Source organism: Rhizobium sp. GCM10022189, assembly GCF_042656325.1.
In the GTDB taxonomy this organism is placed as follows: Bacteria; Pseudomonadota; Alphaproteobacteria; order Rhizobiales; family Rhizobiaceae; genus Rhizobium.
On sequence record NZ_JBHSOR010000006.1, the window covers coordinates 75,405 to 89,847 of the forward strand.

Annotated in this window: 12 protein-coding genes; 4 read left to right on the top strand and 8 right to left on the bottom strand. The window is 58.4% G+C overall.

Annotated elements, in window-relative coordinates:
* The first annotated feature begins 82 nt into the window (after positions 1-82).
* On the top strand, positions 83-784 hold the full coding sequence (locus ACFPWW_RS07040) for a DUF1013 domain-containing protein (protein ID WP_112562542.1): 702 nt from the start codon (positions 83-85) through the stop codon (positions 782-784).
* 86 nt (positions 785-870) lie between these two features.
* On the opposite strand, the gene ACFPWW_RS07045 is transcribed toward ACFPWW_RS07040, so the two are convergent.
* The gene (locus tag ACFPWW_RS07045) at positions 871-1,806 is read right to left on the bottom strand and encodes a flagellin (RefSeq protein WP_112562544.1); all 936 of its coding nucleotides are present in this window, start codon (positions 1,804-1,806) and stop codon (positions 871-873) included.
* A 416-nt stretch (positions 1,807-2,222) separates the two neighbouring features.
* Entirely contained in the window at positions 2,223-2,882 is a 660-nt protein-coding gene (locus tag ACFPWW_RS07050; protein WP_377311242.1) for a YggS family pyridoxal phosphate-dependent enzyme, read from the bottom strand.
* 195 nt (positions 2,883-3,077) lie between these two features.
* On the opposite strand from ACFPWW_RS07050, the gene leuS reads away from it, so the two are divergent.
* Genes leuS through holA form a run of 3 tightly spaced genes read left to right on the top strand, consistent with a single transcriptional unit; the run spans position 3,078 to position 7,275 of the window.
* Positions 3,078-5,708: a leucine--tRNA ligase gene (gene leuS, locus ACFPWW_RS07055; RefSeq protein ID WP_377311189.1), complete on the top strand. Its 2,631-nt coding sequence runs from the start codon at positions 3,078-3,080 to the stop codon at positions 5,706-5,708.
* Positions 5,698-6,219: an LPS assembly lipoprotein LptE gene (lptE, locus tag ACFPWW_RS07060; RefSeq protein WP_377311191.1), complete on the top strand. Its 522-nt coding sequence runs from the start codon at positions 5,698-5,700 to the stop codon at positions 6,217-6,219. Before leuS ends, lptE begins: the two co-directional genes overlap by 11 nt.
* 12 nt (positions 6,220-6,231) lie before the next feature.
* On the top strand, positions 6,232-7,275 hold the full coding sequence (gene holA / locus ACFPWW_RS07065; RefSeq protein ID WP_377311194.1) for a DNA polymerase III subunit delta: 1,044 nt from the start codon (positions 6,232-6,234) through the stop codon (positions 7,273-7,275).
* Here the strand turns inward: holA and ACFPWW_RS07070 are convergent, their stop codons facing one another.
* The 6 genes from ACFPWW_RS07070 to rho all read right to left on the bottom strand — a co-directional run bounded on the left by ACFPWW_RS07070 (position 7,276) and on the right by rho (position 14,284).
* The gene (locus tag ACFPWW_RS07070; protein ID WP_112755964.1) at positions 7,276-8,157 is read right to left on the bottom strand and encodes a ParB/RepB/Spo0J family partition protein; all 882 of its coding nucleotides are present in this window, start codon (positions 8,155-8,157) and stop codon (positions 7,276-7,278) included. It lies immediately after the preceding gene.
* A gap of 33 nt (positions 8,158-8,190) precedes the next feature.
* Positions 8,191-8,985 (bottom strand): ParA family protein, encoded by a 795-nt coding sequence (locus ACFPWW_RS07075; protein WP_112562556.1) that lies wholly within the window; start codon positions 8,983-8,985, stop codon positions 8,191-8,193.
* Between the two features lie 19 nt (positions 8,986-9,004).
* A complete protein-coding gene (gene rsmG, locus ACFPWW_RS07080) occupies positions 9,005-9,622 on the bottom strand; it encodes a 16S rRNA (guanine(527)-N(7))-methyltransferase RsmG (protein ID WP_112756215.1) in 618 nt (205 codons plus the stop codon).
* A gap of 28 nt (positions 9,623-9,650) precedes the next feature.
* Positions 9,651-11,525 (bottom strand): tRNA uridine-5-carboxymethylaminomethyl(34) synthesis enzyme MnmG, encoded by a 1,875-nt coding sequence (mnmG, locus tag ACFPWW_RS07085; RefSeq protein ID WP_377311199.1) that lies wholly within the window; start codon positions 11,523-11,525, stop codon positions 9,651-9,653.
* 65 nt (positions 11,526-11,590) lie between these two features.
* Positions 11,591-12,913 carry a tRNA uridine-5-carboxymethylaminomethyl(34) synthesis GTPase MnmE gene (gene mnmE, locus ACFPWW_RS07090; RefSeq protein WP_377311201.1) on the bottom strand — a complete coding sequence of 441 codons (1,323 nt, stop codon included), beginning with the start codon at positions 12,911-12,913 and terminating at the stop codon, positions 11,591-11,593.
* 105 nt (positions 12,914-13,018) lie between these two features.
* Positions 13,019-14,284, bottom strand: a complete 1,266-nt coding sequence (rho, locus tag ACFPWW_RS07095) for a transcription termination factor Rho (RefSeq protein ID WP_029868909.1) — start codon at positions 14,282-14,284, stop codon at positions 13,019-13,021.
* Positions 14,285-14,443: the final 159 nt, after the last annotated feature.

A 14,443-nucleotide genomic window follows, 5' to 3' on the forward strand; every position in this document is an offset into this window, starting at 1 on the left:
TATATAGCGCCATATTTCCCGGACATTGTGGTGACAATCCACGGACCGCGACACCGGCGCGGACGACAGAAGGACTATATCCATGGCTCAACAACTGCTCATGCCGAAGGCGACTGCCATCTGGCTCGTCGACAATACAGCCCTGTCTTTCGACCAGATCGCCCAGTTCTGCAAACTGCATCCGCTCGAAGTCAAGGCGATTGCCGACGGCGAAGCCGCGCAGGGCATCAAGGGTCTGGACCCGATCGCCACCGGACAGCTTTCCCGCGATGAGATCGCCCGTGCGGAAGGCAATCCGAACTACAAGCTGAAACTTTCCGAGCCGAAGGTCCGCGTGCCGGAATCCAAGCGCCGCGGCCCGCGCTATACGCCGGTTTCCAAGCGCCAGGATCGTCCGAACGCCATTCTCTGGCTGGTTCGCAACCATCCCGAACTGAAGGACGCCCAGATCTCGCGCCTCGTCGGCACCACCAAGTCGACGATCGAACAGATCCGCGAGCGCACCCACTGGAACTCCGCGAACCTGACGCCCATGGATCCGGTCACGCTCGGCCTCTGCAGCCAGATCGACCTTGATATGGAAGTGGAAAAGGCATCCAAGGGCCGTCCGCTGCCGACCGCTGCCGAGCTTGGCGCGACCCTGCAGTCCGCCCAGGAAACCGAGCGCCTGACGCCGAGCTACGAGCGTGAGGAAGAAAAGGAAATCGACGCCGATGCCGTCTTCCGCAAGCTGAGTTCGCTGCGCTCGACGCCGAAGGATGAGGATGAAGACGATCAGTTCTGAGATCGTCATCTCCTGAAACGAATAAACCCCGCCAATGCTCGGTCGCCATTGGCGGGGTTTTTTGTGGCCCTTCTCCTGAGCAGCCGTCAGCTGCGGAAGAGCGTGAGAATGTTCTGCGCCGAGGAATTGGCGATCGACAGAGACTGGATGGCAAGCTGCTGCTGCGTCTGGAGCGCAGAGAGCTTGGAGGATTCTTCTTCCATATCGGCATCGACGAGGCGGCCGATACCGGAGTCGATGGAATCGCTGAGCGCGCTGACGAAGTTTTCCTGCAGCTGAATTCTGGTCGAAATCGAACCGAGCTGCGAGCCCGCATTCGTCATGGCCTGCAGCACGAGTTCCACGCCGGAGAGCGCCGCATCGAGCTGGCCCTGCGTGAAATTGGTGAGATCGAGCGCATAGATCGACGGCATGACGATGGAGACATTGCCATAGGTGCCGTTGAATGCGGTACCGATGATGCCGCTCGTCGTCTGGATCGTCCCGTTGGTATTCATGCCGAACAGCACGTTGCCGAGCGTGCCGGCATCGAGAACATAGTCCGTCATCTTGACCGAAACGGCGTTGGAGCCGTCACGGACGAAGGAGGAAACGACGCTCTTCGTGCCCGAAGCGCCGGCAACCCAGTTTTCGCCGGAGAAGGAGGCCGACTGGGCAATGCTCACCAGCTGCTCCTGCAGCTGGTCGATTTCTTCCTGGATCTTGGTCTTGTCGACGCCCTTTTCCGTGGCGGCAACAATCTTCGCCTTGATTTCCGTGACGACGTCGATGGCGTTGTCCATAGCCGTGTAGGCGGTATCGACCTTTGCAGCGCCAAGGCCGAGAGCATCGGAAACGGCCGAGAGGGCCTTGTTGTCCGAACGCATGGTGGTTGCGATCGACCAGTAAGCCGCGTTGTCGGCGGCCTTGTCGATGCGATATCCCGAGGAGACACGGCCCTGCGTGTCCTTGAGGCTGTCATTTACGGCGCGCAGGGTCTGCAGCGCTGCCATGGCAGCGTTGTTGGTGATGATGCTTGTCATGTTCCGTTTTCCGCAATCGAAGTGAAAGGGGTCATCCGGACAAGTCCGGTAACGGCGACGCTTCATGCAAAACCCGAACGAGCCGGGTCATTGCCGTTAACGAATGGTTGCGCCCGACATAGTTAATAATTCCTCAATTAGCCTTGCGGAAAATTTAATTTAAGCTCTCGTTAGGGCTTGCGGCAGCGCCCGGCAGCCGGTGAGGCAACAATTGGATGCAATGAGGATTATATAATTATTTTAATAGGTTAGAGAGATACCGCAGAACCTGCGCGCGCTCCGATTGCGAATGAAAGCGCCCGCTTAAACTTTTTTTCGTATTAATGAATATTATCGCTTTCCAAACAACGGCCAGGCGACGGCTCCGCGAATCATGAGCAATCCTCTGATTCGGAAGGGTGCTTTGGGCGCGTTTGTTAACGCGCTCCGAAGATCGCCGAGCCGACGCGTACGCTAGTGGCACCGAACGCGATGGCCGTCTCGTAATCGCCGGACATGCCCATGGACAGTTTCTTGACGGCGCATTTTTCCGCGAGTTTGGCGAGCAGCGCGAAATGCGGGCCGGGGTTTTCATCCGCCGGCGGAATGCACATCAACCCTTCAATGGCAAGACCGAGCTCATCGCGACAGAACCTGACGAAAGCAGCTGTATCGTCAGGGGCAATGCCCGCCTTCTGTGGTTCCAGGCCGGTATTGACCTGCACATAGAGACGCACCACCTTAGACTGCCGCTTCATTTCTTCGGCGAGGGCACGCGCGATCTTCTCACGATCGACAGTTTCGATCACGTCAAAGAGCGCGACCGCTTCGGCAGCCTTGTTGGATTGCAGCGGGCCGATGAGGTGAAGCTCGATGCCGGGCGTTTCCGCCTTCAGCCCCGGCCACTTCCCCTGGCTTTCCTGAACGCGGTTTTCTCCAAAGATGCGCTGGCCAGCATCGATCGCCAGGCGAATGGTATCGGCCTCGAACGTCTTCGAGACAGCCACAAGCTGCACTGCCGGCTCTGCGCGGCCTGCATCCCGCGCTGCCGCGGCAATTCTGGACCATACTTCTTTCAACCGCTCTTGAAGTTCCATCGTTCTGTCCCGATAACAGGCATAAATCCACCGGCAATGCACTACCGGGCAGGCGCGGCCTTGCCAAGACTTCTCTCTGCGAAATCGCTCAAAGCCAAGATCGAACGCGTGAAGCGCCGGCAAAACTTGACGCTCGGTTGGTTTCATGGTGAAGGTCTCGACCAACCTCCCCTGATTTTCCGGAAATTCTGATACATGGCTACCGAACGTTACAATCCGCGCGATGCCGAGCCCCGCTGGCAGCAGAAATGGAACGAGGAAAAGGTCTTCGAGACCGACAACTCCGATCCGCGCGAGAAATATTACGTCCTAGAGATGTTCCCCTATCCGTCGGGCCGCATTCACATGGGTCACGTCCGCAACTACGCCATGGGCGACGTGGTGGCGCGTTACAAGCGCGCGCGCGGCTATAACGTCCTTCATCCGATGGGTTGGGACGCCTTCGGCATGCCGGCGGAAAATGCGGCGATGGAGCGCGGCGTGCATCCCGCATCCTGGACCTATCAGAATATCGCCTCGATGAAGGCACAGCTGAAGGCCATGGGCCTGTCGCTGGACTGGTCGCGTGAATTCGCGACCTGCGATGTCGAATATTACCAGCAGCAGCAGCATCTCTTCCTCGACTTCCTGGAGAAGGGCCTCGTCTACCGCAAGCAGTCCAAGGTGAACTGGGATCCGGTCGACAACACCGTTCTCGCCAATGAACAGGTCATCGACGGTCGCGGCTGGCGGTCCGGCGCGCTGGTGGAACAGCGCGAACTGACACAGTGGTTCTTCAAGATCACCGATTTCAGCCAGGACCTGCTGGACGCGCTCGATACGCTCGACCAGTGGCCGGAAAAAGTCCGCCTGATGCAGAAGAACTGGATCGGCCGCTCCGAGGGCCTGACGGTTCGCTGGGAAATCGTCCCGGAAACCGCCCCTGCCGGCGAAACCGAAGTCGTGGTCTACACGACCCGTCCCGATACGCTGTTCGGCGCCTCCTTCCTGGCAATTGCCGCCGATCATCCGCTCGCCAAGGAGATTGCCGGCAGGAACCCCGAAATCGAGGCCTTCTGCGAGGAATGCCGCCGCGCCGGCACCTCTCTTGCCGCGCTCGAGACGGCGGAAAAGAAGGGCATGGATACGGGCATCCGCGTGAAGCACCCGCTCGATCCGTCCTGGGAGCTGCCGGTCTATGTCGCGAATTTCGTGCTGATGGACTATGGCACAGGCGCCATCTTCGGCTGCCCCTCCGGCGACCAGCGAGACCTGGATTTCGCCCGCAAATATGGACTGCCTGTCGTGCCGGTTGTCATGCCGAAGGATGGTGATGCTGCCAGCTTTACCATCGGCGATACCGCCTATGACGGTGACGGCGTGATGATCAATTCACGCTTCCTGGATGGCAAGACGACGGACGAAGCCTTCCAGGCCGTTGCCGACAAGCTGTCTTCGACCCTGCTTGGCAACGCGCCGCAGGGCGAACGCAAGGTCAATTTCCGCCTGCGCGACTGGGGCATTTCCCGTCAGCGCTACTGGGGCTGCCCGATCCCTGTCATCCACTGCGATGATTGCGGCGTTGTGCCGGTTCCGAAGAAGGACCTGCCGGTCAAGCTGCCGCAGGACGTGACTTTTGATCAGCCCGGCAATCCGCTGGACCGTCACCCGACCTGGCGGCACGTCTCCTGCCCGCAATGCGGCAAGGATGCACGACGCGAAACCGATACGATGGACACTTTCGTCGATTCGAGCTGGTATTTCACCCGCTTTACGGCGCCCTGGGAGAAGCAGCCGACCGACCCGGCTGCCGCCAACCGCTGGCTGCCGGTCGATCAGTATATCGGCGGTATCGAGCATGCGATCCTGCACCTGCTCTATTCGCGCTTCTTCACCCGCGCGATGCGGGAGACCGGCCATGTGGACGTCAAGGAACCCTTCAAGGGCCTCTTCACACAGGGCATGGTGGTCCACGAAACCTATAGCCGCGGCGCCGGCACGCACCGCGAATGGATTTCCCCTGCCGATATCCGCATCGAGGAGATCGACGGCAAACGCAGCGCCTATCTGCTGGAAGGTGGCGAACAGATCACCATCGGCTCGATTGAAAAGATGTCGAAGTCGAAGAAGAACGTCGTCGATCCCGACGATATCATTGCCTCCTACGGCGCCGATACTGCCCGCTTCTTCGTTCTCTCCGACTCCCCGCCGGAGCGCGACGTTATCTGGTCCGAGGCCGGTGTCGAAGGCGCTCACCGCTTCACGCAGCGCCTCTGGCGCCTGATCTCGGAGGCTGCGGAGGCACTGTCGGCCGTAGAGCCCAGGCCCGCGAAGGAAGGTGAAGCACTGGCGATCTCGCAGCTTGCCCACAAAACGCTGAAGGCCGTCCAGAACGACTACGACAGGCTCTGGTTCAACAAGGCCGTCGCCCGCATCTACGAACTGGTCAATGCGCTGGCGGGACCGCTGACGAAGGTCGCGGCCGGCGAGGGCGATGCGACCTACCGGGCTGCCATCCGAAATGCCGCCGAGATCCTCATCCAGCTCGTTGCGCCCATGACGCCGCACCTGGCCGAGGAATGCTGGATGACGCTTGGCAACAAGGACCTGATCGCCCATACACCATGGCCGGATTATGACGAATCGCTGGTCGTGGAGAATGAGGTGATTCTGCCGGTGCAGATCAACGGCAAGAAGCGCGCCGAATTGACAATTTCGCGCGACGCAGATCAGAATGCCGTCACCGAAGCCGTGCTGGAATTGGACGCGGTGAAGAATGCATTGAACGGTCAGGCACCGAAAAAAATCATCGTGGTTTCGCAGAGGATCGTAAACATTGTCGTCTGATTTCGCCCGCAAGCTTGCGCGACGCGCCGGCATCGTCACAATCCTTGTCTCTGCGGCATTGCTTTCCGCCTGCCAGGTTCGGCCGCTCTATTCCGAGAGCACCGGCGTCAACGAGAAGCTCGGCTCCGTCGGCTTTTCCGAAGCCAGCACGCGTGTCGGACAGGAAGTTCGCAACCACCTGATCTTCCTGGCGTCACGTGGCGCCGGTGAACCCGTGAAGCCCGATTACATGGTTGACATGCAGGTTTCATCGGTCATTGCCGATACCCTGCTCGTTCAATCCTCCGATACCTCTCGCGCAGGCCGTGCGACGGTTTCCGTCAGCTACACCCTGCGCACCACGAAGGATAACCAGGTAATCAAGGCGGGCAGACGCGAAGCGACGGCCCTCGTCGACTTTCCCGATCAGGAATTTGCAAAGCTGCGTGCCATCCGCGATGCCGAAAATCGCGCCGCCAACCAGGCAGCCGAGTTCGTGGGAGCAGATATCGCCGCCGCGCTCAGCCGCTAAGGGAGCGGTGGCGTGGCGGAAATCAAATCCCATGAGTTCGAAGGGTTTCTGCAGAAATCGGCACGCCTCTATCGCATCTATCTGATCTATGGCCCTGACCGCGGGCTCGTCTCCGAGCGCGCCGCGATGATCGCCGGAAAGACCGGCATCGATCAGAACGATCCGTTCTCCGTTACCAAGCTTGATGTCGGCGACCTGCAGAAAGAGCCGGGCCGGCTTGTCGATGAAGCTCAGTCCATCGGCCTCTTCGGCGGCGAAAAGCTGATCTGGATACGCGGCGCTGCCAACGAGAAATATCTCGTCGACGCTATTGCATTCCTGTCGGGTGCTGCTCTTGAGGCAGCAAGCATCATTATCGAAGCAGGCGACCTCAAAAAGGGATCCGCCTTGCGCAAGACAGTCGAGGCTGCTCGTGCGGCCGTTGCCATCCCCTGTTATGCCGACGATGGCCGCGCGCTGAACGCGTTGATCGACAATGAACTTTCCGCCGAAGGCCTCGGCATAACGCCGGCCGCAAGGCAGGCGCTTGTCGCATTGATCGGCGGCGACAGAATTGCCTCAAGGAACGAAATTCGCAAACTGGCGCTTTATTGCCGTGGCATGGGAACGATTGACGATCATCACGTTACCGAAATAATCGGCGACGCCAGCGCCATCTCGGTCGATGACGCCGTTGACGCGATCCTGAGCGGCAACAGCAACAGTTTCCTGCATGCGATGCAGAAGATCACCAGTTCCAAGACCTCGGTTTTTCTCGTTCTCCAGGCTTGCCTTCGCCAGTTCCAGCTTCTCGACACGATGCGGGCGGAGATGGATGAGAAGAGATTGCCGCCTGCGCAGGTCATGCAGACGCTGGGCAGGCACCTGCATTTCCGCCGGAAACCGATTATGGAACAAGCTTTAAAGAGCTGGAGCGCGGACGCGATCTCTCGCGAAACAAAACGTCTGCAGGCGGCCGTCCTGCAGACGAGACAGCGTCAGATCCTGGAAGATAGCATCGCCATGCAAACTCTGCTTTCCACGACCCTGCAATCGGCAAGGCGCCCTCAAGCCTGATCAGCGGCGTTCCAGAAGCCTGCAGACTTCCTCAAGCTGCTCCAGCGATTTGTAGGAGATGCGGATCTGGCCGCCGCTGGCCTTGTGATTGATGGACACATCGAGCCCGAGCGTATCCGACAACGTGCGCTCCAGGGCCAGCGTGTCGGAATCCTTCTGGTTCTTTTGAACGGGCGCCTGCGGCTCGGACTGGGCCTTGATGTCGTTCTGTGCAAGCTTCTCCGCGTCACGCACCGACATGCCCTTGGCGACGATCGTGCGTGCGAGTGCTGCCGGATCTGAAGTCGAAACCAGCGCACGCGCATGGCCCGCGGAAAGGCTCCCAGCCGCCAACATGTCGCGGACCGGCTCCGGCAGCTTCAAAAGGCGCAAGGAATTGGCGACATGACTGCGGCTCTTGCCGATGATCTCGCCAAGATCGTTTTGCGTATATCCATATTCGGCAATGAGCTGCTCGTAACCAAGCGCCTCTTCAAGCGCGTTGAGATCGGAGCGTTGAACGTTTTCAACAATCGCAATTTCCAACGCTGTCTTGTCGTCCACATCCCGAATGATCACAGGGATTTCGATCAAGCCTGCAAGCTGGGCCGCCCGCCAGCGTCTTTCGCCGGCTATGATTTCATAGCGATCCCGCGCAAGCGTTCTGACGACGATCGGCTGCACGATACCGTGCTGGCGGATGGAACTGGCAAGGTCGTGAAGCTCGGCATCGTCAAAGAAGCGGCGAGGGTTGCGAGGGTTGCGAGTGACGAACTCGATAGGGATCATCCGATCAGCACTGACGGTCGGTCGCTCCGCTTCTGCCGGAACAGGCTGATCCATTTCGCCGATAAGGGCTGCGAGGCCGCGGCCAAGCCGTCTTTTCGATGTATCGTCGTTCATGTTCAAAACTCGCTTACTCTGCCATGCACTCTGTTAGGCGGCCAGCCTCTGTCGCTCCCGCTGAATGACTTCCGATGCCAGCTGAAGATAGGCCTGGCTGCCGGCGCACTTGAGATCGTAGAGAATTGCCGGCTTGCCGTAGGAAGGCGCTTCCGAAACGCGCACGTTCCGCGGGATAAGCGTGTGATAGACCTTCTCGCCGAGATGCGTCCGCACGTCATTGACGACCTGTTGCGCCAGATTGTTACGGGCGTCGAACATCGTCAGCACGATACCCTGAATGTCGAGTTGCGGGTTGACCGTTCGCCGAACCTGATTGACGGTTTCCAGCAGCTGGCTCAGGCCTTCGAGCGCGAAGAACTCGCACTGCAGCGGCACAAGCACCGAATGGGCGGCCGCCATCGCATTCATCGTCAGGAGATTGAAAGAGGGCGGGCAATCGAGAAGAATATAAGAAAAAGCAAGCGCATCGGATGACGACAAAGCTTTTTTGAGTTTGAAAACGCGATCGCTCTGCTGCGAGATCTCCATCTCGACGCCGAGAAGGTCCATTGTTGACGGAACGATAAAGAGATTGGGAACGGCCGTCTCCAACGCGGTTTCCGCGACGCCGGCTTCGCCGACCATCAGATCATAGGAGGAAAGCTTGCGATTGCGGCGATCGATTCCCAAACCAGTGCTTGCATTGCCCTGCGGGTCCAAGTCCACGATCAGCACTCGCTCACCGATGGCGGCGAGGGCCGTTGCTAAATTGATTGCAGTGGTGGTCTTGCCGACGCCACCCTTTTGATTTGCGATGGTGATAATCCGATTACGTTCGCCAGCCATTGCCGCAATATCCGCTTTGTTAAACCAGGCGCCGGAGTTTCGATATTTCGAGGATGACAGAATCCCGCTCAACGGCGCTATTGTGTTCTAGCAGATCAAAGGCCCAGCGGCCACGTGCTTTCTGGATTTCCTGTTGGTAATCCCGGCCTTTATGAAAATATGCGCGATTATTCTCCTTGCCAGCCATCCAGGGCGCCGCGTATTCCATCAGCCGATCAAGATCAGCGAGCGCACGGGCGGAGATGGCATCGCAAGCCGGAACAAGCTTTGGCGCATCTTCAATTCTGACAGCATGCACCTCTCCCCGTGCACCGGTTTCGCGCAAGGCGGTTCGCAGAAACGCGGCTTTCTTATTGTTGCTCTCGACCAGATGAACCCAGCCTTGCTGCTGCTCGGCCAGAAAAATGGCGGTAATCACCCCGGGGAAACCCCCGCCGCTTCCGAGATCAATCCAGGTCTGGGGGCGAGGGGCGATCTGGAATAGCTGTGCACTGTCGGCAATATGCCGGCTCCACATATCGTCCATTGTTGAGGGTGCGACAAGGTTGATGGCCTTGGCCCATTTCGTAAACAGCCCGGCAAAAAGCTGCAGCCGTTCCTGTGTTTCACGTGAAACACGCAATCCGTTCAATTCCATTCTGGAAGACTCTCAAACCTTGCAGGCACTACGCCACTCGCTCATGAACGCGATCGACTCGCCTTAAATGCACGAGCAAGAGGGAAATCGCGGCCGGTGTCATACCCTCGACTTTCAGAGCCTGGGCAATGTTGGCGGGCCTTTGCGTGTTCAATTTGTTCTTCAGCTCGTTCGAGAGTCCCGATAGGGCATCGTAGTCGAAGTCTCCCGGAATAGAGCGGGCTTCATCTCGCCGCTGCGTCTCGATAGCGGCCGCTTGACGGTCCATATAGACCGAGTAGCCTGCTTCGATTTCCAAGGCCTCACCCACCTTCTTCGAAAACGATCGCAACTCTCCCCACACCTGTTCCAGATCCGTAAGCGTGAATTCCGGATAGGACAGCAGTTCATAAGCCGTCCGACGTTGACCGTCCAGGTTGAGGTTCAGCCCCGCCTTGCGAGCCTCGCTCGGCGTGATGGAGAGCGCTTGAAGCATCGCACGACCGCTGTCCAACTCTTCTCGATATGCCGCAAAACGAGCGCGACGTTCGGTGGATACGCAGCCAAGTTCGGTTGCCTCCGGTGTCAGCCTCGCATCCGCATTATCAGCGCGAAGGCTCAATCGATACTCCGCGCGCGACGTGAACATCCGGTATGGTTCCGTGACGCCATGAGACGTCAGGTCATCGATCATGACGCCAATATACGAATTCGTGCGGCTGAATAGGAAGGGCTTCGAATTGCCGCTCGACAATGCGGCGTTGAGGCCTGCAGCCAGGCCCTGCGCGCCAGCTTCCTCATAACCCGTCGTTCCATTGATCTGTCCGGCAAGGAAAAGCCCGGGAAGTTTCTTGACCTCCAACGTCGCTGAGAGCTCCCGCGGATCGATATGGTCATATTCGATCGCGTAGCCGGGATGCAAAATTTCCACCCGCTCCAGACCAGGGATCGTCCTGATGAATGCGTCCTGCACATCGGCCGGCAGCGAGGTCGAAATTCCGTTCGGATAGACCGTGTCGTCGTCGAGCCCTTCAGGCTCCAGGAAGACCTGATGGCCGTCGCGTTCACCGAATTTGACCAGCTTGTCCTCAATAGAGGGGCAATATCGCGGCCCGACACCTTCGATCTGCCCCGAATACATTGCCGACTTCTGCAGATTGTCGACGATGATCCGATGTGTCGCCTCGGTGGTCCGTGTCACCCCGCATTCGACCTGCGGATTCGTGATCCGATCCGTCATGAAGGAAAACGGAATCAATTCGTCATCAGCAGCCTGGCGTCCGACAGACGCCCAATCGATCGTTTTCCCATTCAAACGCGCCGGGGTTCCGGTCTTGAGACGGCCCAGCTTCAATCCCAATCGAAGGAAGGTCATCGACAATCCCATCGATGGCGGTTCTCCGGTTCGGCCCGCCGGGGTCTTGTCAGTTCCGATATGAATAAGGCCACGCAGGAACGTACCGGTCGTAATAACGACAGCCGGGCTCCGGATAGTTCTGCCATCCTTCATTGTTACGCCAGCGACTCGATTATCACTGATGTCCAGATCGAATGCGTCGCCTTCAATCACATCAAGATTTTCGATGGCCTCAATGGCATCCAGCATCGCGAGGCGGTAGAGTTTACGGTCCGCCTGCGTGCGTGGGCCACGCACCGCTGCACCTTTCTTCTTGTTCAACATGCGGAACTGGATGCCTGCGGCATCCGCAATGCGGCCCATGAGGCCGTCCATTGCGTCGATCTCTCGAACGAGATGGCCCTTGCCCAATCCACCGATTGCTGGGTTGCACGACATGACCCCAATCGTATCGCGTCGATGGGTAATCAGGGCTGTCTTCGCACCCATTCGGGCCGCAGCCGCAGCCGCTTCCGATCCGGCGTGGCCGCCGCCGATCACGATCACATCATAACTCTTGGCGCTCATGCGCTACTCCACAAAAGGTTTCACGTGAAACTCTCCGACGGCGTCTGCCCGCTGTTCCACGTGAATCATTTTCCGATACAAAACTCCGAAAAGATGACGCCCAACAGGTCTTCAACGTCAACTCTCCCGGTGATACGCCCCAAATGTTCACCCGCGAGCCGCAAAGATTCCGCCCTGATCTCCAGGCTTTGCCCTTCCTGCTCAATCGCCGCCGAGAGAGCATTGACACATTTCGAGAGCGTGTCCCTATGTCGCTCGCGCGTCGGCACGGATAGCGACAAGCCTCCAAACCTTTGTTCGATATGGGAAGAAACCAAGTCCCGAAGTTCCGAAAGACCTTCGCCCGTCATCGTGGAGATCTGCAGGTCATAGCAATCGACCGCCGAATACAGGTCCAGCTTCGTCCCGACAATAACACGCGACGGAGCCCGTTCCAAGTCAGCGGGATCGATCGGCGAGGGAGACCCCATATCGACAAGAAAGAGCACGAGATCCGCGTTATTCAGAGCGACTTGCGCCCGCCTGATGCCCTCCTGCTCCACGATATCAGCTGTATCGCGCAGGCCGGCTGTGTCGTAAAGCCTGACGAGATAGCCATTCAAGTTGATATCGACATGAAGCACGTCACGTGTTGTGCCGGCGATCTCCGTGACGATCGCTACATCCCTCTGTGCGAACCAGTTCATCAAACTGGACTTGCCGACATTGGGCGCTCCGGCAATGACAATCTTAAAACCGTCGCGAACGATCTCACCCATTTCGGCATGCGACAGATGTTCCTCTATCTCCAGCCGAAGCGCTCCCAACGATGCCCAGATTTGATCGGAAACGGAACCCGGGACGTCGTCTTCGTCCGGAAAGTCGAGTTCCGCCTCGATCAACGCACGAGAGCGAGTGATTCGTTCCGCCCACGAATCATATAGCCGTGACAGGCCGCCCGAGCTCTGCTCAAGCGCCAGGCGGCGTTGCATTTCCGTCTCCGCTGCGATCAGATCGGCCAATCCCTCAATCTCGACGAGGTCGAGCTTACCGTTTTCGAAGGCGCGACGGCTGAACTCCCCTTCCATCGCAAGCCGCGTCTGCGGAAAGGTCGCCAACTCCTTCGAGAGGATAGATACGACGGCCCTTGAACCATGGATCTGAAACTCCGCGCAATCCTCACCGGTGAAAGAAGCAGGACCGGGAAAGAAGAGAACCAGCCCGGCATCGATCGGCAGACCGTTCCGAGTCCGAATCGTTCGGTAAGCGGCGGTCCGCGGGGAAGGGCAATTGCCGATCAAGGTCTCCAGGATGAGACGCGTCTGCGGACCGCTGACGCGAACAACGGACACGCCTGAGGGTGGGGCGCCACTCGAAAGCGCGAATATGGTGTCGTTCCACATCTCCATACAGTCCTCGGCCTGCCGGTTCGTTTCCGAATCAATTTAAAACAGAAAAGGCTGGCAGTCGCGCAAACGACTCGCCAGCCTCTGCTTGTCGAATCCGGCTAAAGATCAGGTATTCATCGAGTCGAAGAAGTCGCCATTATTCTTCGTCTGCTTCAGCTTGTCGATGAGGAATTCGATCGCGTCCGTCGTGCCCATCGGCGCAAGGATACGGCGCAGAACAAAGATCTTCTGCAGGTCCTGACGCGGAACGAGAAGGTCTTCCTTACGCGTACCCGACTTCAGGATATCCATGGCCGGGAAGATGCGCTTGTCAGCAACCTTGCGGTCGAGAACGATTTCCGAGTTGCCGGTACCCTTGAACTCTTCGAAGATGACTTCGTCCATGCGGCTGCCGGTATCGATAAGTGCAGTCGCGATGATGGTCAGCGAGCCACCCTCTTCAATGTTGCGGGCAGCACCGAAGAAGCGCTTCGGACGCTGAAGCGCGTTCGCATCGACACCGCCGGTCAGAACCTTGCCGGAGGAAGGAACAACGGTATTGTAGGCGCGTCCGAGGCGGGTGATGGAATCGAGCAGGATGACGACGTCACGACCGTGCTCCACGAGCCGCTTTGCCTTTTCGATCACCATCTCGGCGACCTGGACGTGGCGAACCGCAGGCTCGTCGAATGTCGAGGAAATGACTTCGCCGCGGACCGAGCGCTGCATATCCGTGACTTCTTCCGGACGTTCGTCGATGAGCAGAACGATCAGATAGCATTCCGGATGGTTTGCGGTGATGGAATGCGCGATATTCTGCAGGAGAACCGTCTTACCTGTTCGCGGCGGGGCAACGATCAGACCGCGCTGGCCCTTGCCGAGCGGCGCCACGAGATCGATGACGCGCGGCGACAGATCCTTCGATGTCGGAACATCCAGCTCCATCTTGAAACGCTCGTTGGGATAAAGCGGCGTCAGGTTGTCGAAATGGACCTTGTGACGGATCTTTTCCGGATCGTCGAAATTGATCGTGTTGACCTTGAGCAGGGCGAAATAACGTTCGCCTTCCTTCGGGCCGCGGATCGGACCCTCGACCGTGTCACCCGTCTTCAGCGAGAAGCGGCGGATCTGGGAGGGAGAGATGTAGATATCGTCCGGACCGGGCAGATAGTTGGCATTTGCGGAACGCAGAAACCCGAAACCATCCTGGAGGACTTCAACGACACCCTCGCCGATGATTTCGATATCCTGACTGGCAAGAACCTTGAGGATTGCGAACATGAGCTCCTGCTTGCGCATCGTGCTCGCATTCTCGACCTCGAGCGATTCGGCAAAAGCCAGAAGATCCGTCGGGGATTTACTCTTAAGTTCCTGAAGCTTCATTTCAGCCATGAAGTGACCAATACTCGTTATTTTAGAAGGGGAAAGGCGATGTTGGGTCGTATTCGGTACTGCGAAAGGGGCTCGCAGGCGACTGAACTCTACACACATGCCACGAAGATGAGATGCGCGGAAAATAGCGAGTCGGAACCCGGCCCGCAAGGGGGCTGC

Bases quoted from the DNA above. Each gene is read 5' to 3' on its own strand.
- ACFPWW_RS07040 (WP_112562542.1), top strand. From the start codon at position 83: ATGGCTCAACAACTGCTCATGCCGAAGGCGACTGCCATCTGGCTCGTC.
- ACFPWW_RS07045 (WP_112562544.1), bottom strand. From the start codon at position 1,806: ATGACAAGCATCATCACCAACAACGCTGCCATGGCAGCGCTGCAGACC.
- ACFPWW_RS07050 (WP_377311242.1), bottom strand. From the start codon at position 2,882: ATGGAACTTCAAGAGCGGTTGAAAGAAGTATGGTCCAGAATTGCCGCG.
- leuS (WP_377311189.1), top strand. From the start codon at position 3,078: ATGGCTACCGAACGTTACAATCCGCGCGATGCCGAGCCCCGCTGGCAG.
- ACFPWW_RS07070 (WP_112755964.1), bottom strand. From the start codon at position 8,157: ATGAACGACGATACATCGAAAAGACGGCTTGGCCGCGGCCTCGCAGCC.
- ACFPWW_RS07075 (WP_112562556.1), bottom strand. From the start codon at position 8,985: ATGGCTGGCGAACGTAATCGGATTATCACCATCGCAAATCAAAAGGGT.
- rsmG (WP_112756215.1), bottom strand. From the start codon at position 9,622: ATGGAATTGAACGGATTGCGTGTTTCACGTGAAACACAGGAACGGCTG.
- mnmG (WP_377311199.1), bottom strand. From the start codon at position 11,525: ATGAGCGCCAAGAGTTATGATGTGATCGTGATCGGCGGCGGCCACGCC.
- mnmE (WP_377311201.1), bottom strand. From the start codon at position 12,913: ATGGAGATGTGGAACGACACCATATTCGCGCTTTCGAGTGGCGCCCCA.
- rho (WP_029868909.1), bottom strand. From the start codon at position 14,284: ATGGCTGAAATGAAGCTTCAGGAACTTAAGAGTAAATCCCCGACGGAT.